The organism is Cupriavidus sp. 09_S30 (assembly GCF_056930435.1).
On sequence record NZ_JBXOWI010000001.1, the window covers coordinates 378485 to 404231 of the forward strand.

Genomic DNA, 25747 nt, shown 5'->3' on the forward strand with positions numbered 1-25747 from the left:
TCTCATGCTTGCGGCAAACCTCGTGACCTCACTGGAATGGAGTGTATCTACCATGGCAAAGAAGAATGAGATGAGCGTGAACATCGGCATCTCCGACAAGGACCGCAAGAAGATCGCCGAGGGCCTGTCCAAGCTGCTGGCCGACACCTACACCCTCTACCTCAAGACCCACAACTTCCATTGGAACGTCACCGGCCCGATGTTCAACACGCTGCATCTGATGTTCGAGACGCAGTACACCGAGCTGGCACTGGCGGTGGACGCCATCGCGGAACGCATCCGCGCGCTGGGCTATCCGGCGCCTGGCACCTACAAGGAATACGCCCGCCTGTCCTCGATTCCCGAAGAGGATGGCGTGCCCGATGCCACCGATATGATCCGCAAGCTGGTGGAAGGGCAGGAGGCGGTGGTGCGCACCGCGCGCTCGATTTTCCCTCTGGTCGATGCGGCCGCCGACGAGCCGTCGGCAGACCTGCTGACCCAGCGCATGCAGACGCACGAGAAGACAGCGTGGATGCTGCGCGCGATGCTGGCCTGATGGCCAGAAACCAGCCGGCGCCCGCGCGCCGGCGCCACGCGTCGCGGCCGTCCGGGCCGCGGCGCGTTTTCGTTTTTCCGCACCACCTGTCGTCGCTGTCTTTGTCGTCGTTGTCCCTGCCGTAGCCTGCCATGCCCTCCGCCATCCCGAACCAGCCCACCCTGTCTGAACGCCTCGCTCTCTATGCGCGCCTCGTGCGCATCGACAAGCCGATCGGCACGCTGCTGCTGCTGTGGCCCACGCTGTGGTCGCTGTGGATGGCCGCCGGCGGCTGGCCGGGCTGGCAGCTGTTCTGGATCTTCACCGTCGGCACCTTCCTGATGCGCTCGGCCGGCTGCGCGGTCAACGACTGGGCCGACCGCGATTTCGACAAGCACGTCAAGCGCACCAAGGAGCGGCCGCTGACCGCGGGCAAGATTGCCGCGTGGGAAGCGCTGATGGTGGCCGGCGTGCTGGCCTTCCTGGCCTTCCTGCTGGTGATCCCGCTCAACGGCCTGACCAAGTGGCTGGCCGTGGTGGCGCTGTTCGTGGCGGGCAGCTACCCCTTCTTCAAGCGCTTCTTCGCCATCCCGCAGGCCTACCTCGGCATTGCCTTCGGCTTCGGCATTCCGATGGCCTTCGCCGCTGTGCAGGGCCAGGTGCCGGTGGTGGCGTGGGTGATGCTGGTGGGCAATGTGTTCTGGGCGGTCGCCTACGATACCGCCTACGCGATGGTCGACCGCGACGACGACCTGCTGATCGGCATCAAGACCTCGGCCATTACTTTCGGAAGCTTCGACGTGGCGGCCATCATGCTGTGCTACGCGGCCTTCCTCGGACTGATGGCCTGGGCCGGCGCGCAGTTCGCACTGGGCTGGCCGTACTGGGCAGGCCTGGCGGCAGCCGTCGTCTGCGCGCTCTACCACTACAACCTGATCCGCGGGCGCGACCGCATGCAGTGTTTTGCCGCGTTCCGCCACAACAACTGGCTGGGCGCCTGTGTGTTTGCGGGGGTGGCGGGGGCGTATCTGCTGCGCTGAGGGGGTTTGCCGGCGTTCTGCTCTCTTGTTCCTGCGCCGGCGTGATGCCGGCGCTTTCGTTCTGGCGCTTGCTGGCCGTCACCGCCGGCAAGCGCCAACGCCTCTCTCAATCCTTGCCGAATTCCGCCCCCATCTCCGCCCCGCGCTCGGCCGCCGCGTGCATGGCGCGGACGAAGGCCGCGCCGATGCCGGCGCCTTCCATCGCCGTGAGCGCTGCGTAGGTGGTGCCACCCTTGGAGGTCACCCGCTCGCGCAGCGTGCTGACCGGCTCGGGCGACTGCCCAGCCAGTGCTGCCGCGCCGCGGAAGGTCTCCACCGCCAGCTTGCGTCCCTGCTCGGTCGTCAGGCCCAGTTCGGTGGCCGCACGCTCCATCGCTTCGATGAAATAGAAGACATAGGCCGGCCCGCTGCCCGAGATGGCGGTGACTGCGTCGATCTGGGCGTCATTCTCCACCCAGAGACATTGCCCGACCGCCTCGGCCACCGCGCTGGCGACGGCACGGTCCTGCTCGCCGAGACCGGCCGGCGCGGCCAGGCCGGTCATCCCCATGCCGGCCAGCGCCGGCGTGTTGGGCATGGCACGCACCAGGCGGCTGCGGCCGCCCAGCCAGCGCTGCATGTCTTCCAGGCGGATGCCTGCAGCCACGCTGATGATCAGGGGGTCGCGCCCGCTGGCTTGCAGCTGCGGCAGCAGTTGCGCCGCGGCTTCGCGGAACTGCTGCGGCTTGACGGCCAGCACGAGTACATCGCTGGCGGCCAGCGCCGCGTCAGGCGCGGCGCTCGCGTGCACGCCGAAGTCGCGCGCGAGGCGCGCCTGTGCCTCGGGGAAGGGGTCGGCCACCCGGACCGACCCGGCGGGCACGCCGCGTGCGACGAGGCCGCCGATCAGCGCGCTGGCCATATTGCCGCCGCCGAGGAATCCGAAGGTGAGGGTTTCGAGCATCTCAGTCTCTCGCAGAAGAAGGGGAGAAGAAAGGGAAAAGGCCTTGGCCGGTTCAGCCGTGCGGTGCGTGCGCCGGACGCGCGCCGAAGATGGCAGTGCCGATGCGCACCAGCGTGGCGCCTTCGGCGATGGCCGCATCCATATCGGCCGACATGCCCATCGACAGGGTGTCCAGGGCGAGGCCGGCCGCGCGCAGTTGATCCAGCAGCTCGCGCATGGCGGCGAAGGGCCGGCGTTGCGCGGCGGGATCCGCCTCCGGCTCCGGGATGGCCATCAGCCCGCGCAAGCGCAGATTGGGCAGCGCCGCCACCGCGCGCGCCAGCGCCAGCGTTTCTGCCGGCACGACGCCGCTCTTGCTGGCTTCGCCGCTGATATTGACCTGGATGCAGACCTGCAGCGGCGCCATGCCGGCCGGGCGCTGCGCCGACAGCCGCTCGGCGACGCGCAGCCGGTCGATGGCATGCACCCAGTCGAAGTGTTCCGCCACCAGCCGCGTCTTGTTGCTCTGCAGGGGCCCGATGAAGTGCCAGACGATCTGCTCGCGCAGGTCCGCCAGCGCCGCCACCTTGGCCACGCCTTCCTGCACGTAGTTCTCGCCGAAGGCGCGCTGGCCGGCCTCGAAGGCCTCGCGCACGGCGCCATCCGGGAAGGTCTTGGAGACGGCGAGCAGGGCGACTTCGCCAGGCTGGCGGCCGGCTTGTTGTGCGGCCGCCGCGATGCGCCGGCCGACGGCTTGCAAGTTGGCGGCGATTACAGACATAATCCGGCGGACATGGCAGAGACTGGCTGGCGGTAGGAAAAGGAAGTCAGGAAGACCTGTCAGTACAAAAGCAGTACAAAAAGCAAAAAGCAGAAACACGAAAAAGGCGTGACGGAGCGCGGGGCGAATTCCCGCACGCGCAATGCGCCACGCACATTTCCGGGTGGGGTCATTATAGATGGACATCGCGCAGCTATTGGCTTTCGCCGTCAAGAACAAGGCGTCCGATCTCCATCTGTCGGCGGACATGCCGCCGATGGTGCGTATCCACGGCGACATGCGGCGCATCAACGTCGCCGCAATGGCGCACAAGGACGTCCATGCGATGGTGTACGACATCATGAGCGACGTCCAGCGCAAGGCCTATGAAGAGCGCCTCGAGGTCGATTTCTCCTTCGAGATCGCCGGCCTGTCGCGCTTCCGGGTCAACGCCTACACCACGCAGCGCGGCGCCGCCGCGGTGTTCCGCACGATTCCCTCCAAGGTATTGACACTGGACGACCTGCGCGCGCCAGCGGTGTTCGCCGACCTGTGCATGAAGCCGCGCGGCCTGGTGCTGGTGACCGGCCCGACCGGCTCGGGCAAGTCCACCACGCTGGCGGCCATGGTCGACCACCGCAACGAGAACGACATGGGCCACATCCTGACGGTGGAGGACCCGATCGAATTCGTGCACCAGTCGAAGAAGAGCCTGATCAACCAGCGCGAACTGGGTCCGCACACCCATTCCTTCGCCAACGCGCTGCGCTCGGCGCTGCGCGAAGACCCTGACGTGATCCTGGTGGGCGAACTGCGCGACCTGGAGACGATCCGGCTGGCGCTGACGGCCGCCGAGACGGGCCACCTGGTCTTCGGCACGCTCCACACCAGCTCCGCGGCCAAGACCATCGACCGCGTGGTCGACGTGTTCCCGCCCGAGGAAAAGGACATGGTGCGCACCATGCTGTCCGAATCGCTGGAGGCAGTGATCTCGCAGACGTTGCTGAAGACGCGCGACGGCAACGGCCGCACGGCGGTGCACGAGATCATGATCGCCACCCCGGCCATCCGCCACCTGATCCGCGAGAACAAGATCGCCCAGATGTACTCGATGATGCAAACCAGCAGCGGGCTGGGCATGCAGACGCTGGACCAGGGCCTGGCGGACCTGATCAAGCGCAGCGTGATCCACTACAACGACGCGCGCGCCATCGCCAAGAACCCCGACGCCTTCGCTGCCTGAGGCGGGACGCCGGGCCGATCCGCCACCTCGTTCAACCGCCCAACCGCAGGACTGCGCCATGCTCGATCGCGAATCCGCTGCCAAGTACATCCACGAGCTGCTGGTGCTGATGGTAGGCAATCGCGGCTCCGACCTCTTCATCACCGCCGACTTCCCGCCCGCCATCAAGGTGGATGGCAAGATCACGCCGGTCTCGCAGCAGCCGCTCAACCCCACGCAGGCACTCGGCCTGGTGCGCTCGATCATGAACGAGCGCCAGATCGCCGAATTCGACAACAGCCGCGAATGCAACTTCGCGCTGTCGGTGCCGAACGCAGGGCGCTTCCGCGCCTCGGCCTTCATCCAGCAGGGCAAGGCCGGCATGGTGCTGCGGACCATCAACACGCGCATTCCCACCGTGGCCGACCTGGACCTGCCGGCCACGCTGCACGATATCGTGATGGCCAAGCGCGGCCTGGTGATCGTCACCGGCGCCACCGGCTCGGGCAAGTCCACCACGCTGGCGGCCATGCTCGATCACCGCAATGCGCATTCCTATGGGCACATCATCACCATCGAGGACCCGATCGAGTACGTGCACGCGCACCAGAACTGCATCGTCACGCAGCGCGAGGTGGGTATCGACACCGACAGCTGGCACGTGGCGCTGAAGAACACGCTGCGCCAGGCGCCCGATGTGATCCTGATCGGTGAGATCCGTGACCGCGAGACCATGGAATACGCGATGCAGTACGCGGAAACCGGCCACCTGTGCCTGGCCACGCTGCACGCCAACAATGCCAACCAGGCCATCGACCGCGTCGTCAACTTCTTCCCCGAGGAAAAGCGCCAGCAATTGCTGATCGACCTGTCGCTGAACCTGAAGGCCATGGTTTCGCAGCGCTTGCTGCCGCTCAAGGGCCGCAAGGGCCGGGTGCCGGCGGTGGAGATCATGATCGGCACGCCGATGGTGGCCGACCTGATCTTCAAGGGCGAGATCCACGAGCTGAAGGAGGTCATCAAGAAATCCCGCGAACAGGGGATGATCAGCTTCGACCAGGCGCTGTTTGATCTGTACGAGGCAGACAAGATCAGCTACGAGGACGCGCTGCGCAATGCCGATTCGCTCAACGACCTGCGCCTGATGATCAAGCTGCACAGCGCCAGTAGCCGGGACAGCGACCTTGCCGCCGGCACCGAGCACCTGAACGTGATCTGAGCGGCGGGCACGCCGGCGCGCGTAACAGCGCCGGCCGCGCTATGCTTTGGCCGTCCCCATCGGAGAGTCCATCATGAGCAATGTCTACCAGTTCGAGGCCGCCTCGCTGGGCGGCCAGCCGATGCCGCTGTCGCAGTTCCGCGGCAAGGTGCTGCTGGTCGTCAACACCGCCAGCGAGTGCGGCTTCACACCCCAGTACGCCGGCTTGCAAGCGCTGCAGGAAGCCTATGCCGGGCGCGGCTTCGACGTGCTCGGCTTTCCCTGCAACCAGTTCGGCAAACAGGAGCCCGGCGACGCGCAGCAGATCACGCAGTTCTGCGAGACGCGCTTCCAGGTCAGCTTCCCGATGTTCGCCAAGATCGACGTCAAGGGGCCGGAAGCCCATCCGCTGTACCGCTGGCTGACTACGGAGAAGCGGGGGGTACTGGGCACCGCGGCCATCAAGTGGAACTTCACCAAGTTTCTGCTGCGCCGCGACGGCTCGGTGTTCAAGCGCTATGCGCCGTCCACCAAGCCTGATGAGCTGAAGCGCGACATCGAGGCGCTGCTGGCCGAGACGGCGCCGGCCGCCTGAGAGTTGCAGGCCAGCGCAGGCGCTATGCCCCGCTGGCCTGCACTGCCCGCAGGAAGCCGTTCAGCGAGCGGTCGGGCGTTTCGTGAAATTGCGCATCGAGCATGCGGATGGTGCGGCAGCGATCGAGGCGGAAGCTGCGGTAGTCGGTGCGCGTGGTGCACCACGCAGCCAGCAGCCAGGCATTGCCCCAGAAGAACAAGCCCAGCGGCTGCACCACGCGCTCGGTGATGCGCTGCTGGGCATCGCAATAATCCAGCTCCAGCAGGCGTTGTCCGCCCAGAGCGGCGTGGACCACATCGAAGGTGTCGCGCACGCGCGCCGGGTTGACGAACTCGGGCGCGAAGATGCGGCTCTGCTGCGCGGCGATGCGGCGCGCCGGCGGCAGCGCCGCCACCAGCTTCTCCAGCGCCGGGTCCGCCGCCGCCGCCAGTGCGCCGCCGCCCCAGGCCTTGAGCAGGCGCAGGCCGGCCACCATGGCCTCAACTTCCAGTGCATCGAACATCAGCGGCGGCACATCGAAATCGGCGCGCAGCCGGTAGCCGATGCCGGCCTCGCCTTCCACCGGCACCCCCGACAGCGACAGCGCCTGGATGTCGCGGTAGACGGTGCGCTCGGACACGCCCAGGCGCTGCGCGAGCAGCGCGGCCGTGGTCAGCCGGCGCCCGCGCAGCACCTGGACGATCTGGAAGAGGCGGTCGGCGCGGCGGCTCATCGGCGGCTCATTGGCGGGCCTGTCAGCCGTGCGCGGCGCCCGCGGGCGGCTCGTGCAGGCCGATGCGGTTGCCCTCGCTGTCGGCGAAGTGCGCGATGCGGCCGATGTTGTCGGGCAGCAGCAGCGGTCCGAACAGGACATTGCCGCCAGCCTCCTTCACGCGCGCCAGCAGGGCGTCGAGCAGGGGGGCATGCAGATAGGGCAGCGGGCCATCGGCGCCGGGACGGAAGCCTTCCCCGGCGACCAGCGCGCCGCCCGGGTCGGGGTTGGGGAAGACTGCCATGTCCAGGTCGCTCATGGTCTCGCGCTTGAGCTTGACGTCGAATACGCGCTCATAGAAGCGCATGGCGCGCGCCATGTCGGCCACCGGGATCTCCAGCCAGTTGATCAGACCGTGTTTCATGATGCCTCCTGCAGTCAGGGTTGGGGGAGATCGCATCATGCGCGGCCGCTCCTGACAGCGTCCTGTCAGTATCGTGTGCGCCGCCTGCTCAGCGTGGCATCCAGGCCGCCAGGATGGGCACCAGGATGGCCGTCAGCACGCCGTTCAGGCCCATGCCGAGCGCCGAGAAGGCGCCTGTTTCCTGGTTGACCTGGAAGGCGCGCGCAGTGCCGATGCCGTGCGCCGCCACGCCGGTGGCGAAGCCGCGCACGCTGTCGTCGCGGATGCGCAGCAGGTTCAGCACGCCGCTGGCGCTGACCGCACCGATGATGCCGGTCAACATCACCAGCACCGCCGTCAGCGAGGGCAGGCCGCCGATCTTCTCGGCCACGCCCATGGCGATCGGGATGGTGACCGACTTGGGCGCCAGCGAGAGCAGCGTCTGCGGCGAGGCACCCAGCATCCAGCCGATGCCGACGGCCGACACCACTGCCACCAGCGAGCCAGCGAACAGGCCGCCTAGCAGCGGCAGTACGTGGGTGCGCAGCTTGGGCAGTTGCAGGTAGAGCGGTACCGCCAGCGCCACCGTGACCGGCCCCAGCAGGAAGTGCACGAACTGCGCGCCGTCGAAATAGGTCTGGTAGGGCGTGCCGGTCACGGTCAGCACCGTCACCAGCAGGGCCACCGCGATCATCACGGGATTGGCCAGCGGCGAGAAACGCGCGCGTTCGTAGATCCGGTGCGCGAACACATAGGCCAGCAGCGTGGCAGTCAGCCCAAGCAGCGGCGTGGCCGCGAGGTAGACCCAGATCTCGTTCAGGCGGGGCGTCATGGTCATGGCTGCTCGCCTCCCTGCGCGGGCGCGGCACGGCGCATCAGCATGCGCGTGACCACTGCCGTGGTGGCGATCGCCAGCCAGGTCGACAGCACCAGCGCGATGGCGATGGGCAGCCACTCGCCCTCGATGCGCCGCACATGAACCATGATCCCGACCCCGGCCGGCACGAACAGCAGGGACAGGTGCTTGAGCAGTTCGCTGGAGGTGCCCTGAATTACGGGCAGCAGGCGGTCGTCGAAGACCAGCCAGGCGAACAGCAGGATCATGCCGATTACCGGGCCGGGGACGGGCAGGTGCAGGGCGTAGCTGATCACCTCGCCGATGGATTGGAATACCAGGAGGATGGCGAAGGTTTGGAGCATTGGGGGTCGAGGCCCTTTCAGGGGGGAGACTTGGTCGCGGGATATGGTACTCCACGGGGGGCTCTGTCCTTCTATTGCTACTGCTATTGCACGGCCGTTTGCACTGGGTATCGTGCTTTCTCGGGCGGTGTTGGCTGTTGGACCCAACGACCGTACGACATCCCCCTTCGGGGGCTGCCGGTCACTTTTCTTTGCGTTCTGCAAAGAAAACTAACGAAAAGAAAGCAGACCCTGCCGGGGGCAGAGCAATAAGGCTTCCGGAGGGCGTTGCCAGCTGTCGTGGGCTTATCGCTTTTGCTGGCCTCTACCGTTCGCGAGGCGGGCAACCACGGATTTGCCGCCATCCTGACTTGTATTGCTCTGCCCGTGATGACGGGCGACAGTGGTAGTTCGACCATCTGCCGTTACCGGCTCGGATCGCCACTTCCTGATCGGCATGGATGGTCGCATTGCAGGCCTGGGGCCCCCCAGCGGGGCGGACAGCAAGCGCGATTGCGTGAGGATTTCAGCGAAGGAACGTACGGATCGCGGGCCCCATCTAGAGTGACACTCCACATCGACCACTTTGCGTTTCACTCGCGAGCGCTCGCAGTAGCGCCCAGGCTTCAAACCGGGGGGCCACTTCCCTGCAATGAAACCAGCACCGCTCGGTAGATAGCGGCCACCCGCCCCGGTAACGGCAGATGGTCGAACCACCGTTGCCGCCCGCCATCACGGGCAAAGCAATACAACTCAGGAAGGCCGCAAGGACGTGGTCAGTGGCAACGCGACCGGCAGAGGCCAGCAGAGCCGACACGCCCACCCCAGCTGGCGACAACCCAAGCGAGCCTTATTGCTCGGCCCCCGGCAGGGTCTGCTTTCTTTTCGTTAGTTTTCTTTGCAGAACGCAAAGAAAAGTGACCGGCAGCCCCCGAAGGGGGATGTCGTACGGTCGTTGGGTTCAACAGCCAACGCCGCTAAACAAAACGCGACGTCACAAGCAGACCAAAGCCCGAAGCCCGAAGCCCAAAGCCCAAAGCCCAAAGCCCAAAGCCCAAAGCCCGAAGCCCGAAGCCCGAAGCCCGAAGCCCGAAGCCCGAAGCCCGAAGCCCGAAGCCCGAAGCCCGAAGCCCAAAGCCAAACCACTCACCCCAACACCCGATCCACCAACTCAATCCAATGCATCACCGGCGTCTCCGTCCCACTCTGAAGATGCGTGATACACCCGATATTGGCCGACACGATAGCCTCCGGCTCACAAGCCTGCAGCTTGGCCAGCTTTTCGTCGCGCAGCTTGTAGGAGAGTTCGGGCTGCAGCACCGAATAGGTGCCTGCCGAGCCGCAGCACAGGTGGCTGTCGGCGCATAGCTTGACCTCCACACCCAGGCGGCCCAGTAATGCTTCAACCTTGCCGCGGATCTGCTGCCCGTGCTGCAGCGTGCAGGGCGGGTGGTAGGCCACGCGCCGGCCTTCGCGCGGCACCGCGCCGGCCTGGGCTTGCAGGTCGGCGGCGAAGTCCGGCAGGATTTCCGACAGGTCGCGTGTCAGCGCCGAGATGCGGCGCGCGCGGTCGGCGTAGCGGGGATCGTGGCGCAGCAGGTGGCCGTATTCCTTGACCATCACGCCGCAGCCCGAGGCCGTCATCACGATGGCCTCGGCGCCGGCTTCGACGTGCGGCCACCAGGCGTCGATATTGCGGCGCATATTGTCGAGCCCGCCGACATGGTCGCCCATGTGGTAGCGGATCGCGCCGCAGCAGCCAGCCTCGCGCGCCACCACCATTTCCACGCCGAGGCGGTCGAATACGCGCGCGGTGGCGGCATTGATATTGGGCGACATCGCGGGCTGCACACAGCCTTCCAGCAGCAGCATCTTGCGCGCAAGCGCGCGGCGCGGGCGCGTGCCGGCGTCTTGCAGCGGCGGCACCTTATTGCGCAGCGCCACGGGCAGCAGCGGACGCACCATCTGCCCCAGGCGCAGCGCCGGGCCGAACAGCGCGGGGCGGGTCAGCGTTTCGCGCAGCACCCAGCGCATCGCGCGCTCGGCGGCCGGGCGTTCCACCCCGGCGGCTTCCAGGCGGTCGTCCACCACTTGGCGCCCGATGTCCACCAAGCGGCCATATTGCACGCCCGAGGGGCAGGTCGATTCGCAGTTGCGGCAGGTCAGGCAGCGGTCCAGGTGCAGCCGGGTGGATTCGGTGACCGGCTGGCCTTCGAGCACCTGCTTCATCAGGTAGATGCGCCCGCGCGGGCCGTCCAGCTCGTCGCCCAGCAGCTGGTAGGTGGGGCAGGTGGCGGTACAGAAGCCGCAGTGCACGCACTTGCCGACGATGGACTGGGCTTCCTCGCCTTCGGGCGTGTTGCGGAGAAAATCGGCCAGTGTGATTTGCATGGTCTCGGTGCCGTGGGGTCAGTGTCTGGCGGGCGCGGGCATCAGAGCCCGGGGTAGAGCCGTTGCGGGTTGAAGATGCCGGCCGGGTCGAAGGAGGCCTTCAGCCGCGCGTGGATGGCCGCCAGCGGCGCGGACAGCGGCGTGAACACGCCCACCGACTTGTCGCCGTTGCGGAACAGCGTGGCGTGGCCGCGCGCGGCCTGCGCCGCCGCGCGTACCTTGGCCGCGGTGCCGGGGCTGTCGTCCTCGGCGAACCACCAGCGCTGGCCGCCGCCCCATTCGACCAGCTGCGCGCCGGGCAGGTCCAGCGGCGCGGCCGTGGTCGGCACGGCGATGCGCCACAGCGCGCGTCCGGCCGCCGACGGGGCGAAGAAGGGGTGGGTCTGTTCGCGCAGCGCGTGCCACAGGGCGGGCGCCGCCTCTTCCGCGACGGCTTCGCCGCCGAGTTGCGCGCGCGCCGCGCGCAGCGCTGCCTCCGCGCCGGACAGGCGCACGTGCAGCGCGCCGTCGTGCCAGGCCGAGGCCGCGATCGGCAGCGGGCGGCCGCCCCATTCATTGAGCGCGTCGAGCGCCTGCTGCTGCGTGAAGTCGAAGCGCAGCGTGGCGTCGGCGAAGGGGATCGGCAGCACCTTGAGCGAAACTTCGAGGATCAGGCCGAGCGTGCCCAGCGAGCCGGCCAGCAGGCGCGAGACGTCGTAGCCCGCCACGTTCTTCATCACCTGGCCGCCGAAGTTGAGCACCTCGCCGCGGCCATCCATCAGCTGGACGCCGAGCACGAAGTCGCGCAGCGCGCCCGCCGATTGCCGGCGCGGCCCGGACAGCCCGGCCGCGACCGCGCCGCCGACCGTGGCCAGTCCGGCGCCGCCATCGAAATGCGGCGGCTCGAAGGCCAGCATCTGGCGCTTCTCGGCCAGCGCCGCCTCCAGCTCCGCCAGCGGCGTGCCGCAACGGACCGTCACCACCAGCTCGGCCGGATCGTATTCGACGATGCCGCGCCAGCCACGCGTGTCGAGCAGCTCGCCGGCAGGCGTCTGGCCATAGAAGTCCTTGCTGCCGCCGCCGCGCAGGCGCAGCGGGGTGCGCCGGTCGGTGGCCTGGCGGATGGCATCGCGGAAGGCGTCGAGCTTGTCTTGCATGGGGTTCTGTCTCGGTTCTGTCTCTGTTCTATCGGCATCGGCCGCGGGTGGTCAGGGCCTGGGCAGCGGTTTGCCCGCGGGGATGTCCATGTCGTTCTGGTGTGGCGCCATCGCGCTGCCGCAGTGCTTGCAGAAGTGCGCGTCGGCATCGTGCCCCTCACTCAGGCAGTGGGTGCAGGTGCGCGTGGTGAGCGGGCGCCGGATGATGTTGGCGGCCAGTTCCGCGCCCACGATGCCGGTGGGGAAGGCGATGATGCCGTAGCCGAGCAGGATGGTGAGCGAGGTGATGAATTGGCCCAGCGGGGTCTTGGGCACCATGTCGCCGAAGCCAGTGGTGGTCAGCGTCACCACCGCCCAGTACATGCTGGTCGGAATGCTGGTGAAGCCCTGGTCCGGACCTTCGACCACATACATCACCGTGCCCAGGATCACGGTGATGATGCAGACGGTGCAGAGGAAGACGCCGATCTTGCGGCGGCTGTTGGCCAGCGCCGTGTAGAGCAGCTGCGCTTCCTCGAAGTACACCGTCAGCTTCAGGATCCGGAACACGCGCAGCAGCCGCAGCAGGCGCACGTCGATCAGGAAGGCCAGCTCGGGCACAAAGAAGGCAAGCCAGGTCGGCACGATCGAGATGAAGTCGATGATGCCGAAGAAGCTGAACACGTAGCGCAGCGGCCTGCGTACCACCAGGATCCGCATCGCGTACTCGGCGCTGAACAGCAGCGTGAACATCCACTCCAGCGCCGTGAAGAAGGAGCCCAGGCGCTGGTGCACGGCGGGCAGGCTGTCGAGCACCACCACCAGCACGCTGGCGACGATGGCCGCCAGCAGCGTGATGTCGAACAGCCGGCCGGCGCGTGTGTCGGCCTCGAAGATGATGGTGTACCAATGCTGGCGCCAGCCGGTCTCGGGCCGGCCCAGCCGCTGGCGCAGCATCTCTTGTTGCATCGGTCGGGACATGGTGGCCTCAGAAGCGCGGCAGGTCCGGATGGGGCAGCAGGCCCCGGCGCACGTGCATCTTGCCGTACTCGGCGCAACGCGCCAGCGTGGGGATGGCCTTGTCCGGGTTCAGCAGCCGCGCGGGGTCGAAGGCGGCCTTGACGGCGAAGAAGGCCTCGCGCTCGGCCGGCGCGAACTGCACGCACATGGAGTTCAGCTTCTCCACGCCCACGCCATGCTCGCCGGTGACCGTACCGCCCAGCTCGACGCAGGTCTCCAGGATGTCGGCGCCGAACAGCTCGGCGCGGTGCCATTCGTCCTGGTCCGAGCCATCGAACAGGATCAGCGGGTGCATATTGCCGTCGCCGGCGTGGAAGACGTTGATGCAGCGCAGGCCGTACGTGCCTTCCATCTGCTCGATGCGCTTGAGCAGCGTGCCGATGTGCTTGCGCGGGATGGTGCCGTCCATGCAGTAGTAGTCCGGCGAGATGCGGCCGGCGGCGGGGAAGGCGTTCTTGCGCCCGCTCCAGAAGCGCAGCCGCTCGGCCTCGCTCTGCGAGACGGCGATGCGCGTCGCGCCCGAGGCGCGCAGCACCTCGCTCATGCGCGCGATCTCCTCGGCCACCTCCTCGGGGGTGCCGTCGGACTCGCACAGCAGGATGGCGGCGGCGTCCAGGTCATAGCCGGCGCGCACGAATTCCTCCACCGCGGCGGTGGCCGGCTTGTCCATCATCTCCAGGCCGGCCGGGATGATGCCGGCGGCGATCACGTCGGCCACGGCATTGCCGCCCTTTTCCACGTCGTCGAAGCTGGCCATGATGACCTGGGCTAACTGCGGCTTGGGGATCAGGCGCACGGTGACCTCGGTCACCACCGCCAGCATGCCTTCCGAGCCGATCATCACGGCCAGCAGGTCCAGGCCGGGAGAGTCGGGCGCCTCGGAGCCGAACTCGACCACCTCGCCCTCCATGGTGACCGCGCGCACGCGCAGCACGTTGTGCACGGTCAGGCCGTACTTCAGGCAGTGCACGCCGCCCGAGTTCTCGCTGACATTGCCGCCGATGGTGCAGGCGATCTGCGAGGACGGGTCCGGCGCGTAGTAGAGGTTGTAGGGCGCGGCGGCCTCGGAGATGGCCAGGTTGCGCACGCCGGGCTGGACCACGGCGGTGCGCGAGCGAGAGTCCACGCCGATGATGCGCTTGAACTTGGCCAGCGACAGCACCAGGCCGTTGGCGACGGGCATCGCGCCGCCCGACAGGCTGGTGCCGGCGCCGCGCGGCACCACCGGCACGCCCAGCTTGTGGCACAGGCGCAGGACGGCGACGACCTGGTCCTCGTGGTCGGGCAGGGCGACGGCCAGCGGCAGCTGGCGATAGGCGGCCAGGCCGTCGCACTCGTAGGGTGCGGTGTCCTCCGGCCGGGTCAGCAGGGCCGCGTCGGGCAGGATCGCGGCCAGGCCGTCGAGCAGCGCCTTGCGGCTTGCCTCGGTGACGGGCTTGGCTTCGTGCGGGGCATTCATGGCAACTCCTGTGGTGGCCTTGCGCGGCGCGCGCCGGGGCGCGCAGCACAGGGGCCGATGACTATAGCGCAGCCGTGCGTCGGGCTTGCCCGTGGCAGGCGTGGATTCGGCGCGCCAGGCCGATCAAGACCGTTCATGCCGCGCGGCGGCCGCTGCCGCGCCGCGCGCATGGGTTTCCCATTGGCATGATAGGGCGGGCGAGAGGCTTTCTACCAGAGCCGGTGCCGCGGCAGCAACGCGTTTGAACCGCGATGCCATGGGCCGGCGGCAGGGCGCATTCAACGCGCCGGGCGGAAGATCTTGCCCGGGTTCAGGATGTGCTTGGGATCCAGCGCCGTCTTGATCGCGCGCATCAGGTCCAGCGCATCCTCGCCATGCTCGCGCACCAGGAAGTCCATCTTGTGCAGGCCCACGCCGTGCTCGCCGGTGCAGGTGCCGCCCATGGCCAGCGCGCGCTCGACGATGCGCCGGTTCAGCGTCTCGGCCTCTTCCATCTCCTGCGGCTGGTCCGGATCGACCAGGATCACCACGTGGAAATTGCCGTCGCCCACGTGGCCGACGATGGGGCTGGGCAGGGAGGACGCCTTCAGGTCGCGCTCGGTCTCGCCCACGCAGTCGGCCAGGCGCGAGATCGGCACGCACACGTCGGTGGTCACCGCGCGGCAGCCCGGCTTGAGCTGCAGCATGGCGAAGTAGGCGTTGTGGCGCGCGTTCCAGAGCCGGCTGCGGTCTTCGGGGCGGGTCGCCCACTCGAAGCCCTGGCCGCCGTGGTCGGCGGCGATCTGCTGCACCGTCTCGGCCTGCTCGCGCACGCCGGCCTCGCTGCCGTGGAACTCGAAGAACAGGTGCGGCATTTCCGGCAGCGTCAGCTTGTCGTGCCGGTTGATGGCGCGGATGGCCAGCGGATCGACGAATTCCACGCGCGCCACCGGCACGCCGAGCTGGATGGTCTCGATCACGGCCTGCACGGCGCTGCGCATGCTGGGGAAGGCGCACACCGCTGCCGAGATCGCCTCGGGCTGCGGATAGAGGCGCACGGTGATCTCGGTGAGGATGCCCAGCGTGCCTTCGCTGCCGACGAAGAGCCGGGTCAGGTCGTAGCCCGCGGAGGACTTGCGGGCGTGGGTGCCGGTCTTGATCACGCGCCCGTCGGCCGTCACCACGGTCAGCGCCAGCACGTTCTCGCGCATGGTGCCGTAGCGCACCGCATTGGTCCCCGAGGCGCGCGTGGCGCACATGCCGCCCAGTGAGGCGTCGGCGCCCGGGTCGATGGGGAAGAAGAGCCCGGTCTCCTTGATTTCCTGATTCAGCTGCTTGCGCGTCACGCCCGGCTGCACCGTGACGGTCAGGTCCTCGGCCTGCACTGCCAGCACGCGGTTCATCTGCGACAGGTCCAGGCTGATGCCGCCGGCCACGGCCAGCAGGTGGCCTTCCAGCGAGGAGCCGGCGCCGTAGGCGATCAGCGGTACCTCGTGTTCGTTGCACAGCCGCGCCACCTCGGCCACTTCCTCGGTGCTGCGGGCGAAGACCACGGCGTCCGGCAGCGCGGGCGGGAAGGGCGACTCGTCGCGGCCGTGGTGCTCGCGCACTCCGGGCGAGGTGGTGAAGCGTTCGCCAAAACGGGCCTGCAGGGCTGCGACGACCACCGGCGGCAGCGGGCGGTGCGGGGTGGGGTGGTTCATGCGTGTCTCCGGCGGGCCCGGTCCTGGCCCCTGGCCGGCCCGGGGCCGGCAGGCGCGGGCGGGCGTGGGCGGGCCCGGTTTCGAATGTGCAATTTCCGTTATTTTACGCCGCGGGGCCCGTACGCCATGGGCGCAGCCCGAAGGGGCCTGCTCCGGCCGATGAAAGGGCGCCATAATGTTCCGTTTTCGAGCGCAGTGATAACCCGGGAGATCACATGGGCAAGCGCCTGAGCAAAATCGTCACCCGTACCGGGGACGACGGCAGCACCGGCCTGGGCGACGGCAGCCGCACAGGCAAGGACAGCCTGCGCATCGCCGCCATCGGCGATGTCGACGAGCTGAACTCGCAATTGGGCCTGCTGCTGACCGAAGACCTGCCCGAGCCGGTACGCGCGGCGATGCTGCATGTGCAGCATGACCTGTTCGACCTGGGCGGCGAACTGTGCATCCCGGGCTACACGCTGCTCAAGCCTGCCCAGGTGGCGCAGCTCGACGACTGGCTGGCGCACTACAACGCCGATCTGCCGCGCCTGGCCGAATTCATCCTGCCCGGCGGCAGCCGGGCCGCCGCCCAGGCCCACGTCTGCCGCGCCGTGTGCCGGCGCGCGGAGCGCAGCCTGGTGGCCCTGGGCGCCGCCGAGGCGCTCAACGAGGCGCCGCGCCAATACCTGAACCGCCTGTCCGACCTGCTCTTCGTGCTGGCCAGGGTGCTGAACCGCGCCGGCGGCGGCAGCGATGTGATGTGGCAGCGGGCCCGCGAATAAGTGTTTCTTTAGGCTCTTTTCGCGCCGAGGGCGCCGGCCCGGCTCAAGCCGGGCGAGAAACTGCCGTTGGCCTGCGAGAAGTCGAGAAAATTACTCGGAAAAGCGGTTCGCGCCCTTGAAATGCCCCTGGACGCCACAATTTCGGCCTCAGGTTGAATTGCAGCCCGCGCATAGCGACGGCTCAAGAGGAGAGAATAAATGGGTAAGATCATCGGTATCGACCTCGGTACCACCAATAGCTGCGTGTCGATCCTGGAGGGCAACACCCCCAAGGTCATCGAGAACTCGGAAGGCACCCGCACCACGCCTTCGATCATCGCCTACATGGAAGACGGCGAGATCCTGGTGGGTGCGCCCGCCAAGCGCCAGGCGGTCACCAATCCGCGCAACACCCTGTACGCGGTGAAGCGCCTGATCGGCCGCAAGTTCGAAGAAAAGGAAGTGCAGAAGGACATCGGCCTGATGCCGTACTCCATCGTCAAGGCCGACAACGGCGACGCATGGGTGTCGGCGCGCGACCAGAAGCTGGCGCCGCCGCAGGTTTCCGCCGAAGTGCTGCGCAAGATGAAGAAGACCGCCGAGGACTACCTCGGTGAGCCGGTGACCGAAGCGGTCATCACCGTGCCGGCCTACTTCAACGACAGCCAGCGCCAGGCCACCAAGGACGCCGGCCGCATCGCGGGCCTGGACGTCAAGCGCATCATCAACGAGCCGACCGCGGCCGCGCTGGCCTTCGGCCTGGACAAGAACGAGAAGGGCGACCGCAAGATCGCCGTGTATGACCTCGGCGGCGGCACCTTCGACATCTCGATCATCGAGATCGCGGACGTGGACGGCGAGAAGCAGTTCGAAGTGCTGTCGACCAACGGCGACACCTTCCTCGGCGGCGAGGACTTCGACCAGCGCATCATCGACTACATCATCGGTGAGTTCAAGAAGGAGCAGGGCGTCGACCTGTCCAAGGACGTGCTCGCGCTGCAGCGCCTGAAGGAAGCGGCCGAGAAGGCCAAGATCGAACTGTCGAGCTCGCAACAGACCGAGATCAACCTGCCGTACATCACGGCCGATGCCTCGGGTCCGAAGCACTTGAACCTGAAGATCACCCGCGCCAAGCTGGAAGCGCTGGTCGAGGAACTGATCACGCGCACCATCGAGCCTTGCCGCATCGCGATCAAGGACGCCGGCGTCAAGGTCAGCGACATCGACGACGTGATCCTGGTCGGCGGCATGACCCGCATGCCCAAGGTGCAGGAGCAGGTCAAGGAGTTCTTCGGCAAGGAAGCGCGCAAGGACGTGAACCCTGACGAGGCCGTGGCCGTCGGCGCCGCGATCCAGGGCTCGGTGCTGTCGGGCGACCGCAAGGACGTGCTGCTGCTGGACGTGAGCCCGCTGTCGCTGGGCATCGAGACGCTGGGCGGCGTGATGACCAAGATGATCAGCAAGAACACCACGATCCCGACCAAGCACGCGCAGGTGTTCTCGACCGCCGACGACAACCAGCCCGCGGTGACCATCAAGGTCTTCCAGGGCGAGCGCGAGATGGCCTCCGGCAACAAGCTGCTGGGCGAGTTCAACCTCGAGGGCATCCCGCCGTCGCCGCGCGGCACGCCGCAGATCGAGGTGTCCTTCGACATCGACGCCAACGGCATCCTGCACGTGGGCGCCAAGGACAAGGCCACCGGCAAGGAAAACCGGATCACCATCAAGGCGAACTCGGGCCTGTCGGAAGACGAGATCCAACGCATGGTCAAGGACGCCGAGGCCAACGCCGAGGAAGACAAGAAGGCCCGCGAGCTGGCTGATGCCCGCAACCAGGCCGATGCGCTGATCCACTCGACCAAGAAGGCGGTCACCGAATACGGCGACAAGCTGGAAGCCGGCGAGAAGGAGAAGATCGAGGCGGCCGTCAAGGCGCTGGAAGACGCGGTGCGCGGCGGCGACAAGGCCGACATCGAGGCCAAGATCAACGCCCTGTCGGAAGCCAGCCAGAAGCTGGGCGAGAAGGTCTACGCCGACATGCAGGCCAAGGCCGGCGAAGCCGGCGCTGCCGGTGCGGCCGGCGGTGCGCAGCAGCAGGCGCAGCCGCAGGACGACAACGTCGTGGATGCCGAGTTCAAGGAAGTCAACGACAAGAAGTAAGCGGGACAGCGGGGTGCGGCGCGGGCAGTGCGCCCCCGCCGCGCCCCGTCCCGACGCCGGGCGACGGACATCGGACCAAGCGGGTGACCGCCGTCGGATGCCTCGCTCGGCTTTTTTGCTATTCGCCCGGTGCGCGCGCCATGCGTACCCGGCCACTCAGGTAAGCAGCCACCATGGCAAAACGTGACTACTACGAAGTGCTCGGGGTGGGTAAGAACGCGAGCGACGACGAGATCAAGAAGGCCTATCGCAAGCTCGCGATGAAGTACCACCCGGACCGCAATCCGGACAGCAAGGATGCCGAGGATAAGTTCAAGGAGGCCAAGGAGGCCTACGAGATGCTCTCGGATCCGGAAAAGAAGGCGGCCTACGACCAGTACGGCCATGCCGGCGTCGACCCCAATATGGCGGGCGGCTTCGGTGGCGGCCAGGGCTATGGCGGCTTCGCCGAGGCCTTCGGCGACATCTTCGGCGACATCTTCGGCCAGGGCGGCGCCGGCGGCGGCCGTCGCGGCGGCGGGCCGCAGGTCTATCGCGGCGCCGACCTGCGCTACAGCATGGAGATCTCGCTGGAGCAGGCCGCGCACGGCCACGAGGCGCAGATCCGCGTGCCCCACTGGGACGAATGCGACCGCTGCCACGGCGACGGCGCCGAGCCGGGCAGCCACGTCGAGACCTGCCCGACCTGTAACGGCGTGGGCCAGGTGCGCGTGTCGCAGGGCTTCTTCAGCATGCAGCAGACCTGCCCGAAGTGCCACGGCAGCGGCAAGTTCATTCCCAAGCCGTGCAGCAAGTGCCATGGCCAGGGCAAGCTGAAGTCGCAGAAGACGCTGGAGGTCAAGATCCCGGCCGGCATCGACGAGGGCATGCGCATCCGCTCCTCGGGCAACGGCGAGCCGGGCATCAACGGCGGCCCCCCGGGCGACCTGTATGTGGAGGTCCATATCAAGCAGCACGCCGTGTTCGAACGCGATGGCGACGACCTGCACTGCCAGATGCCGATCTCCTTCGCCACCGCGGCGCTGGGCGGCGACCTGGAGGTGCCCACGCTGGGCGGCAAGGCCTCCTTCCCGGTGCCCGAGGGCACCCAGGCGGGCAAGACCTTCCGCCTGCGCGGCAAGGGCATCAAGGGCGTGCGTTCCGGCTATCCGGGCGACCTCTACGTGCACGTCAATGTGGAGACGCCGGTCAAGCTGACCGAGGGCCAGAAGGAAATGCTGCGCCAGTTCGACCGCTCGGTGCACGAGGGCGGTTCGCGCCACAGCCCGCAGGAGCAATCCTGGCTGGACAAGGTGAAGAACTTCTTCAGCTGATTCAGCTGGGAGGAATGGGCAGAGGCGATGCCTCGATGAAGGTGGCCGCGCGCAAGCGCGGCCATTTTTTTTCAGCCGGGAGGCATGGGGGCGACGGGCGATGGCTGGAGGTGACGCGTTGGACAACACCGAAGGCTTCGTCTTTGCCCTGGTGTGTTGGACCACACCGGCGGCTTCGTCTTTGCGGGGTGCCTTGCTAGACCACCCCTCTCCCCATGAGGGGAGAGGGAGCCAAGACCTCGTGCTTTGCCCACGCCGTTGGCGCATCCTGGCGGCTTCGGCAGGCGCAATGAGATTCGCGCCGCGCCGGTTTGCTCCCCTCTCCCGCTTGCGGGAGAGGGGCTGGGGGAGAGGGCGGGCGCTTGGCCGAAGCGACGCGCCCGGTGCCACCACCGAGGCACCATCAAGCGGCGCGTGGACCTGTTTCCGTGCCCGGTACGTGGCAATCCGCGCCGGAGCCCATGGTCTTTCCCGCCTGCCGCCGCTTGGCGCGATAATGGCGGCTCCCCGCCGCATGGCGCGGCGCCTCTTTCTCCTCATTCCTCTCCACAGTGGCAGTCCCCCCGCTTTCCTCCCATCCCTCCGTGCCCATGTCCGAGCCTTTCGTGCTGCTCGACGATGCCAGCGCCGCCCCGGGCGTGGCGACCTCGCGCCTGTACACCGGCTTTGTCCGCGAAGACAGGCTGGATGCGGCAGGCGGACAGGCCGGCATCGGGGCGCTGGATACGTTGCTGGCCGAAGGCTGGCGCCAAGGCTGGCAGGCGGTGCTGTTCGCGCCCTACGAATTCGGCGGGCCGCTGGTCGGCGCGCCGGTGCATTGCGGCGAGGCCTTGCCGTTCCACGATGGCGCGCTGCGCCTGCTGTGGTTCCGCGCGCTGCAACGGCTGGACGCGGCGGCGGTGGCCGGCTGGCTGGCAGGCCATCAGCCGACGGGCGGTGGCCCGGCAGGGGTGATGCAGGTCGCGTCGGACACCTCGCGTGAGGCGTTCGAGGCCGCCATCGCGCGCATCCACCAGTGGATCGAGGCGGGCGATACCTACCAGGTCAACTACACCCAGCGCCTGCGCTTCGCCGCATTCGGCGCGCCCGTGGCGCTCTACGCGGCACTGCGTGCGGCCCAGCCGGTGCCTTATGGCACGCTCGCGCACCTGCCCGGCGATGGCTGGGTGCTGTCGCTGTCGCCCGAGCTTTTCGTCAGCCATGACGGCGCCGGAGGGCTGCTGGCGCGGCCGATGAAGGGCACCGCGCCGCGTGGTGCCGATGCCGCCAGCGATGCCGCCGCCGCCGCCGCCCTGGCCGCGGATGAGAAGAACCGCGCCGAGAACGTGATGATCGTCGACCTGCTGCGCAACGACCTGGGCCGCATCGCCCAGCCCGGCAGCGTGGCGGTGCCGGACCGCTTCACCGTGCAGCCCTTCGGCCGCGTGCTGCAGATGACCTCCACCGTCACCGCGCGCGCGCGCGCCGGCATCACGCCGGCCGCCATGCTGGACGCGCTCTTTCCCTGCGGCTCGATCACCGGCGCGCCCAAGCGCCGCACCATGCAGATCATCGCCGAACTGGAAGCCGCGCCGCGCGGCCTTTATACCGGATCGATCGGCTGGATCGACCCGCCGGCAGCCGGCCGGCAGATGGGTCCCTTCACCCTGTCGGTGGCGATCCGCACGCTGGTGCTCGGCGCGCTCGCTGCGGATGGCACGCGCCCCGGGGAGATGGGGGTCGGCGGCGGCATCGTGCATGACAGCGTGGCCGCCGACGAGTTTGCGGAGTGCGGCTGGAAAGCGCGCTTCCTGACCGCGCTCGACCCGGGCTTCACCTTGTTCGAGACGCTGCGCGCCAGCGCTGGGCAGTGCCAGCGCCTGGACCGCCATCTGGCGCGCCTGGCCGCTTCCGCGGCATGCTTCGGCTTCGCCTTCGACACAGCGGCGGCCGAGAGTGCCGCCGCCGGCGAGGCCGCGCGCCTGGGCGCGGGCGAATGGCGCGTGCGGCTCGCACTGGACAAGGCGGGGGCGCTGCAAGTGGCCAGCGGGCCGCTGGCGCCACTGGCCCAGCCCGAAGACTGCGTCTGGCTCGACCGGGCATCCGAGCCGCTGCCGGACACCGATCCGCTGCGCCGCCACAAGACCAGCGCGCGCGCGGTCTACGATGCAGGCTGGCAGGACGCCGAGCGCGGCGGCGCCTTCGATCGCCTCTTCTTCAATACGCGCGGCGAACTGCTCGAAGGCGGGCGCAGCAGCATCTTCGTGAAGGTGGACGGCCGCTGGTTGACCCCGCCGCTGGACGCCGACATCCTGCCCGGGGTGATGCGTGCGGTGGTGCTGGCGCAGGGCTATGCGCTGCTGGACGGCCCCGCCGCCGAGGGCGTGGTCACGCGGGAGATGCTGGCGCGCGCGCAGGCGCTGGTGGCGGTGAACTCGCTGCGCGGTGTGCTGCGCGCGCGGCTCAAGCCAGCCGGCTGAAGCGGCGCGCGGTGACCGTCGCCGGGCGGGCGTGGCGCGCCGGCTTGGCAGTCTTCCCGGTCCAGGCGCGGCCCAGGCTCAGCCTCAGGCCGACGCGAGCGGCCGGTGCACCACCAGCGCGTCGCAGGGCAGGCAGTCGAGCAGCCGTGCCGACGTGCTGCCCAGCAGTGCGCTGGCGAGGGCGCTGCGTCCCTGCGCGCCCATCACCACCAGGTCGGCCTCCCGACGGCGCACGTACTGCGTCAGCTGCAGCTCCAGCGCGCCGTGCAGGATCAGCGGCCGGACCCGGGTTCCGGCGGGCAGGCCGCTGCCCGCGATGAAGGCGTCATAGGCATCCTGCTCCGCCTGGGGGACGCCGCCTGCCGGCGGTGCGGCGTCGGTGAGGCCGGCATAAGGCTGCTGGTAGGTGTGGAAGACGGTCAGCTCCTGCTCGGGGAACAGCCGGGCGGCGCTCAGCAGCGCGTCGCGCGAGGCGGGCGAGAAGTCACAGGCCACCACGATCTCGCGATAGGGCGCATGCGCGCGGTTGCGCACCACCAGCAGCGGCTGCGGCAGGCTGCGCGCCAGCCGCTCGACGCTGGAACCCAGCAGGAAGCGCCCCAGCAGCTCGTAGCGCGCCACCCCGGTGATGACCAGGTCGGCGCCGGCTGCATCAGCCATGTCGCGGATCCCGGCTGCCACGTCCTTGGACTTGGAGATCCGCATGTCGGCCGGCACCGGCAGCCCGGCCAGGTCGCGGCGGAGCTGCTGGCGGGCGATGCGCAGCATGTCCGCGTCGCCGGTGCCGGCGGCCCAGGCAAGGGCGTGGTCCGGATGTGCGGCGGGATCGATCACGTGGCCGACGATCAGCTCGGCCTGCCATTGCCCGGCGAGCTGGGCGGCGCGGTCGAGCGCGCGGTCGCTGCGGGCGGAGAGATCGGTGGCCAGCAGCAGGCGGCGGGGGAGGGATGGGGCGGAGGGCGCATTCACGGACATCTCCCGGATTCGGGGGCAGCCTGCGGGCGGCCGGCCAAGGGCCGAGCGGCAGGCGCCGGATCACGATCTACAGAAGTTCGGCGCCGCAGGACACCAGCAGGCCTTTGCGGCTACCCATGCTATTCAGCATATGCCGGCGATCGAGCAGGTAGAACCTCTGCGCGGCGACCACCGAGATGACCACCGCATTGAGCGCCATCGTGCGCGCCCGCTCCAGGCCGGTGCCGTCGGCCAGCTCCCACGGAAACTGGCCGAGCGCGCCGGCCCGACTTAGGCCGAGAAGGTGTGCTCGACGGCAGGGAAGCTGCCGTCCTTGACGGCGGCCACGTAAGCGCGCACCGCCGCCTCGATCGAGGTCTGGCCGTCCATGAAGTTGCGCACGAACTTGGCCTTGCGCCCCGGGTAGATGTTCAGCATGTCCTGCAGCACCAGCACCTGGCCCGAGCAATCCGCGCCTGCGCCGATGCCGATGGTGGGGACGGTGAGCATCGCCGTGACCTCGGCGGCCAGCTTGGCCGGCACCGCTTCCATCAAGACCAGCTGGGCGCCCGCGGCCTGCAGGGCGACCGCGTCGCGCTTGAGCTGCTCGGCACCGGCATCGGTCTTGCCCTGCACCTTGAAGCCGCCGAAGGCATGCACCGACTGCGGCGTCAGGCCGATGTGGGCGCACACGGGAATGCTGCGCTCGACCAGGAACTTCACGGTCGGGGCCAGCCATTCGCCGCCCTCGACCTTGACCATCTGCGCCCCGGCGCGCATCAGCGCGGCGGCGCTGGCGAAGGCGGCCTCGGGCGTCGGGTAGGTGCCGAAAGGCAGGTCGGCCATCAGCAGTGCGGTCTGGTTGCCGCGTGCCGCGCAACTGGTGTGGTAGACCATGTGCTCGAGCGTGACGGGCAGCGTGGTCGTCTGGCCCTGCATCACGTTGCCGAGCGAGTCGCCTACCAGGATCACCTCGACGCCGCAGTAGTCGAGCAGGGCGGCGAAGCTGGAATCATAGGCGGTCAGCATGGCGATCTTGTCGCCGGCGGCACGCATCGCCTGCAGCGCGGGGACGGTGACGGTCTTGCGGGAGGGATCGAGGAGGTAGCTCATGGCGTGGCCTGTCTGCAGCGATTGCCGGTGCGGCGGGTCGGGGCCGCCGGGGCGCGGTGCGCTCCGGTCCGTATGGCCGCCTGCCGGCAACGGAGGCTGTCGTTATCGTAGGAACCTGGCAAGCCGGGGCCTGTCAGGGCGCAGCGAGATTGAGAAAAGCCTTGCGGCCGCGCATCGTTTCGATGCGCGTCAGTAGTGTACGGAAATCGACGTCATTGTCCACCGGATTGAAATGCGCGGTGTCCACGATCAGTACCGGCGCCTCGTCATAGCGGTGGCACAAGTCGCCGTAGGCGGCGCACAGCCGCTCCAGGTAGGCCAGGTCGATGCCGGCCTCGCCGGGTCTACCTTGAGCAGCTGTGCGCCGCGCGATGCGCTCGTGCAGCAGCGCGGGCGTGGCCTGCAACACGATGACCAGGTCGGCGCGCTGCGCCGCCGGTGTCATGCGGGCCGCCATCGCATCGTACAGCGCCAGTTCGTCGGCGGGCAGGTTCAGCTCGGCGTAGAGGCGGTCGCGCGCGTGCAGGCAGTTCGACACCATGCGCTGGCCCGCCAGCAGCGCTTCCTGCCACCGCTGTGCCTGCGCGGCGCGCTGGTTCAGGCAGGCGAGCTGCATCGGCAGCGCGTAGCGCTCGCGATTGCGGTAGAAGCGTTCGAGAAAGGGATTGTCGCGCGCGTCGTCGAGCAGTGTGCCCGTGCGCAGCGTGTGTGCGAGCCGCAGGGCAAGCGCGGCCTTGCCGGCCCCGATGGGGCCTTCCACCACGATGCGGCGCAGATGGTCGAGCATGCTTGCAGCGCGTTGGATCAGGCG

At 68.4% G+C, this 25747-nt stretch carries 24 protein-coding genes; 9 read left to right on the forward strand and 15 right to left on the reverse strand.

The window, feature by feature from the left end:
* Nucleotides 1-52 precede the first annotated feature (52 nt).
* Both AC1Z3O_RS01835 and ubiA read left to right on the forward strand, forming a co-directional pair.
* Entirely contained in the window at nt 53-538 is a 486-nt protein-coding gene (locus AC1Z3O_RS01835) for a Dps family protein (protein WP_483513043.1), read from the forward strand.
* A gap of 131 nt (nt 539-669) precedes the next feature.
* Nucleotides 670-1557 (forward strand): 4-hydroxybenzoate octaprenyltransferase, encoded by an 888-nt coding sequence (ubiA, locus tag AC1Z3O_RS01840; protein ID WP_483513045.1) that lies wholly within the window; start codon nt 670-672, stop codon nt 1555-1557.
* A gap of 106 nt (nt 1558-1663) precedes the next feature.
* Here ubiA and proC read toward each other — a convergent pair whose 3' ends face one another.
* Both proC and AC1Z3O_RS01850 read right to left on the reverse strand, forming a co-directional pair.
* Nucleotides 1664-2500: a pyrroline-5-carboxylate reductase gene (gene proC / locus AC1Z3O_RS01845; RefSeq protein ID WP_483513047.1), complete on the reverse strand. Its 837-nt coding sequence runs from the start codon at nt 2498-2500 to the stop codon at nt 1664-1666.
* Nucleotides 2501-2552: 52 nt separating this feature from the next.
* Nucleotides 2553-3260: a YggS family pyridoxal phosphate-dependent enzyme gene (locus AC1Z3O_RS01850; RefSeq protein ID WP_483513049.1), complete on the reverse strand. Its 708-nt coding sequence runs from the start codon at nt 3258-3260 to the stop codon at nt 2553-2555.
* A gap of 178 nt (nt 3261-3438) precedes the next feature.
* Here AC1Z3O_RS01850 and AC1Z3O_RS01855 point away from each other — a divergent pair, with 178 nt between their 5' ends.
* The 3 genes from AC1Z3O_RS01855 (at nt 3439) to AC1Z3O_RS01865 (ending at nt 6254) form a co-directional block, all read left to right on the forward strand.
* The gene (locus AC1Z3O_RS01855; RefSeq protein ID WP_483513051.1) at nt 3439-4482 is read left to right on the forward strand and encodes a type IV pilus twitching motility protein PilT; all 1044 of its coding nucleotides are present in this window, start codon (nt 3439-3441) and stop codon (nt 4480-4482) included.
* 58 nt (nt 4483-4540) lie between these two features.
* Nucleotides 4541-5680, forward strand: coding sequence for a PilT/PilU family type 4a pilus ATPase (locus AC1Z3O_RS01860; RefSeq protein WP_483513053.1), 1140 nt, complete (start codon nt 4541-4543; stop codon nt 5678-5680).
* Between the two features lie 73 nt (nt 5681-5753).
* Nucleotides 5754-6254 (forward strand): glutathione peroxidase, encoded by a 501-nt coding sequence (locus tag AC1Z3O_RS01865; protein ID WP_483513055.1) that lies wholly within the window; start codon nt 5754-5756, stop codon nt 6252-6254.
* A 22-nt stretch (nt 6255-6276) separates the two neighbouring features.
* On the opposite strand, the gene AC1Z3O_RS01870 is transcribed toward AC1Z3O_RS01865, so the two are convergent.
* The 9 genes from AC1Z3O_RS01870 to AC1Z3O_RS01910 all read right to left on the reverse strand — a co-directional run bounded on the left by AC1Z3O_RS01870 (nt 6277) and on the right by AC1Z3O_RS01910 (nt 16194).
* On the reverse strand, nt 6277-6966 hold the full coding sequence (locus AC1Z3O_RS01870; RefSeq protein ID WP_483513057.1) for a helix-turn-helix transcriptional regulator: 690 nt from the start codon (nt 6964-6966) through the stop codon (nt 6277-6279).
* A 22-nt stretch (nt 6967-6988) separates the two neighbouring features.
* On the reverse strand, nt 6989-7369 hold the full coding sequence (locus AC1Z3O_RS01875) for a VOC family protein (RefSeq protein ID WP_483513059.1): 381 nt from the start codon (nt 7367-7369) through the stop codon (nt 6989-6991).
* Nucleotides 7370-7457: 88 nt separating this feature from the next.
* Nucleotides 7458-8180: an LrgB family protein gene (locus AC1Z3O_RS01880; RefSeq protein WP_483517496.1), complete on the reverse strand. Its 723-nt coding sequence runs from the start codon at nt 8178-8180 to the stop codon at nt 7458-7460.
* 2 nt (nt 8181-8182) lie between these two features.
* Nucleotides 8183-8548 (reverse strand): CidA/LrgA family protein, encoded by a 366-nt coding sequence (locus AC1Z3O_RS01885; RefSeq protein WP_483513061.1) that lies wholly within the window; start codon nt 8546-8548, stop codon nt 8183-8185.
* A 1125-nt stretch (nt 8549-9673) separates the two neighbouring features.
* Nucleotides 9674-10918, reverse strand: a complete 1245-nt coding sequence (gene glcF, locus AC1Z3O_RS01890; RefSeq protein ID WP_483513063.1) for a glycolate oxidase subunit GlcF — start codon at nt 10916-10918, stop codon at nt 9674-9676.
* 41 nt (nt 10919-10959) lie between these two features.
* A complete protein-coding gene (gene glcE / locus AC1Z3O_RS01895; RefSeq protein WP_483513065.1) occupies nt 10960-12054 on the reverse strand; it encodes a glycolate oxidase subunit GlcE in 1095 nt (364 codons plus the stop codon).
* A gap of 51 nt (nt 12055-12105) precedes the next feature.
* Nucleotides 12106-13014, reverse strand: coding sequence for an ion transporter (locus AC1Z3O_RS01900; RefSeq protein ID WP_483513067.1), 909 nt, complete (start codon nt 13012-13014; stop codon nt 12106-12108).
* A gap of 7 nt (nt 13015-13021) precedes the next feature.
* Complete coding sequence (locus tag AC1Z3O_RS01905) at nt 13022-14512, reverse strand: FAD-linked oxidase C-terminal domain-containing protein (protein ID WP_483513068.1); 1491 nt, start codon at nt 14510-14512, stop codon at nt 13022-13024.
* 278 nt (nt 14513-14790) lie between these two features.
* Nucleotides 14791-16194: an FAD-binding oxidoreductase gene (locus AC1Z3O_RS01910; protein ID WP_483513069.1), complete on the reverse strand. Its 1404-nt coding sequence runs from the start codon at nt 16192-16194 to the stop codon at nt 14791-14793.
* A 215-nt stretch (nt 16195-16409) separates the two neighbouring features.
* Here AC1Z3O_RS01910 and AC1Z3O_RS01915 point away from each other — a divergent pair, with 215 nt between their 5' ends.
* From AC1Z3O_RS01915 to AC1Z3O_RS01930, 4 genes are all read left to right on the forward strand, one after another.
* The gene (locus AC1Z3O_RS01915) at nt 16410-16958 is read left to right on the forward strand and encodes a cob(I)yrinic acid a,c-diamide adenosyltransferase (protein WP_483513070.1); all 549 of its coding nucleotides are present in this window, start codon (nt 16410-16412) and stop codon (nt 16956-16958) included.
* A 198-nt stretch (nt 16959-17156) separates the two neighbouring features.
* Nucleotides 17157-19097, forward strand: a complete 1941-nt coding sequence (dnaK, locus tag AC1Z3O_RS01920; protein WP_483513071.1) for a molecular chaperone DnaK — start codon at nt 17157-17159, stop codon at nt 19095-19097.
* Between the two features lie 173 nt (nt 19098-19270).
* Entirely contained in the window at nt 19271-20410 is a 1140-nt protein-coding gene (gene dnaJ, locus AC1Z3O_RS01925; RefSeq protein ID WP_483513072.1) for a molecular chaperone DnaJ, read from the forward strand.
* Between the two features lie 590 nt (nt 20411-21000).
* Nucleotides 21001-22869, forward strand: a complete 1869-nt coding sequence (locus AC1Z3O_RS01930) for a chorismate-binding protein (protein WP_483513074.1) — start codon at nt 21001-21003, stop codon at nt 22867-22869.
* 84 nt (nt 22870-22953) lie between these two features.
* Here the strand turns inward: AC1Z3O_RS01930 and AC1Z3O_RS01935 are convergent, their stop codons facing one another.
* The 4 genes from AC1Z3O_RS01935 to AC1Z3O_RS01950 form a co-directional block, all read right to left on the reverse strand.
* On the reverse strand, nt 22954-23838 hold the full coding sequence (locus tag AC1Z3O_RS01935; protein WP_483513075.1) for a universal stress protein: 885 nt from the start codon (nt 23836-23838) through the stop codon (nt 22954-22956).
* A 73-nt stretch (nt 23839-23911) separates the two neighbouring features.
* Nucleotides 23912-24043 (reverse strand): hypothetical protein, encoded by a 132-nt coding sequence (locus tag AC1Z3O_RS01940; RefSeq protein WP_483513077.1) that lies wholly within the window; start codon nt 24041-24043, stop codon nt 23912-23914.
* A 71-nt stretch (nt 24044-24114) separates the two neighbouring features.
* On the reverse strand, nt 24115-24936 hold the full coding sequence (panB, locus tag AC1Z3O_RS01945; RefSeq protein WP_483513079.1) for a 3-methyl-2-oxobutanoate hydroxymethyltransferase: 822 nt from the start codon (nt 24934-24936) through the stop codon (nt 24115-24117).
* Nucleotides 24937-25069: 133 nt separating this feature from the next.
* Nucleotides 25070-25723: a deoxynucleoside kinase gene (locus AC1Z3O_RS01950; RefSeq protein WP_483513080.1), complete on the reverse strand. Its 654-nt coding sequence runs from the start codon at nt 25721-25723 to the stop codon at nt 25070-25072.
* Nucleotides 25724-25747 lie beyond the last annotated feature (24 nt).

Excerpts from the sequence above, each read along its gene's own strand:
- glcE (WP_483513065.1), bottom strand. The coding sequence starts at position 12,054 with ATGCAAGACAAGCTCGACGCCTTCCGCGATGCCATCCGCCAGGCCACC.
- AC1Z3O_RS01910 (WP_483513069.1), bottom strand. The coding sequence starts at position 16,194 with ATGAACCACCCCACCCCGCACCGCCCGCTGCCGCCGGTGGTCGTCGCA.
- AC1Z3O_RS01930 (WP_483513074.1), top strand. The coding sequence starts at position 21,001 with ATGTCCGAGCCTTTCGTGCTGCTCGACGATGCCAGCGCCGCCCCGGGC.
- dnaK (WP_483513071.1), top strand. The coding sequence starts at position 17,157 with ATGGGTAAGATCATCGGTATCGACCTCGGTACCACCAATAGCTGCGTG.
- AC1Z3O_RS01905 (WP_483513068.1), bottom strand. The coding sequence starts at position 14,512 with ATGAATGCCCCGCACGAAGCCAAGCCCGTCACCGAGGCAAGCCGCAAG.
- AC1Z3O_RS01860 (WP_483513053.1), top strand. The coding sequence starts at position 4,541 with ATGCTCGATCGCGAATCCGCTGCCAAGTACATCCACGAGCTGCTGGTG.
- ubiA (WP_483513045.1), top strand. The coding sequence starts at position 670 with ATGCCCTCCGCCATCCCGAACCAGCCCACCCTGTCTGAACGCCTCGCT.
- AC1Z3O_RS01885 (WP_483513061.1), bottom strand. The coding sequence starts at position 8,548 with ATGCTCCAAACCTTCGCCATCCTCCTGGTATTCCAATCCATCGGCGAG.
- proC (WP_483513047.1), bottom strand. The coding sequence starts at position 2,500 with ATGCTCGAAACCCTCACCTTCGGATTCCTCGGCGGCGGCAATATGGCC.
- panB (WP_483513079.1), bottom strand. The coding sequence starts at position 24,936 with ATGAGCTACCTCCTCGATCCCTCCCGCAAGACCGTCACCGTCCCCGCG.
- AC1Z3O_RS01850 (WP_483513049.1), bottom strand. The coding sequence starts at position 3,260 with ATGTCTGTAATCGCCGCCAACTTGCAAGCCGTCGGCCGGCGCATCGCG.
- AC1Z3O_RS01875 (WP_483513059.1), bottom strand. The coding sequence starts at position 7,369 with ATGAAACACGGTCTGATCAACTGGCTGGAGATCCCGGTGGCCGACATG.
- dnaJ (WP_483513072.1), top strand. The coding sequence starts at position 19,271 with ATGGCAAAACGTGACTACTACGAAGTGCTCGGGGTGGGTAAGAACGCG.
- AC1Z3O_RS01835 (WP_483513043.1), top strand. The coding sequence starts at position 53 with ATGGCAAAGAAGAATGAGATGAGCGTGAACATCGGCATCTCCGACAAG.
- AC1Z3O_RS01880 (WP_483517496.1), bottom strand. The coding sequence starts at position 8,180 with ATGACGCCCCGCCTGAACGAGATCTGGGTCTACCTCGCGGCCACGCCG.
- AC1Z3O_RS01870 (WP_483513057.1), bottom strand. The coding sequence starts at position 6,966 with ATGAGCCGCCGCGCCGACCGCCTCTTCCAGATCGTCCAGGTGCTGCGC.
- AC1Z3O_RS01865 (WP_483513055.1), top strand. The coding sequence starts at position 5,754 with ATGAGCAATGTCTACCAGTTCGAGGCCGCCTCGCTGGGCGGCCAGCCG.
- AC1Z3O_RS01900 (WP_483513067.1), bottom strand. The coding sequence starts at position 13,014 with ATGTCCCGACCGATGCAACAAGAGATGCTGCGCCAGCGGCTGGGCCGG.
- AC1Z3O_RS01855 (WP_483513051.1), top strand. The coding sequence starts at position 3,439 with ATGGACATCGCGCAGCTATTGGCTTTCGCCGTCAAGAACAAGGCGTCC.
- AC1Z3O_RS01915 (WP_483513070.1), top strand. The coding sequence starts at position 16,410 with ATGGGCAAGCGCCTGAGCAAAATCGTCACCCGTACCGGGGACGACGGC.
- AC1Z3O_RS01950 (WP_483513080.1), bottom strand. The coding sequence starts at position 25,723 with ATGCTCGACCATCTGCGCCGCATCGTGGTGGAAGGCCCCATCGGGGCC.
- AC1Z3O_RS01940 (WP_483513077.1), bottom strand. The coding sequence starts at position 24,043 with ATGGCGCTCAATGCGGTGGTCATCTCGGTGGTCGCCGCGCAGAGGTTC.
- glcF (WP_483513063.1), bottom strand. The coding sequence starts at position 10,918 with ATGCAAATCACACTGGCCGATTTTCTCCGCAACACGCCCGAAGGCGAG.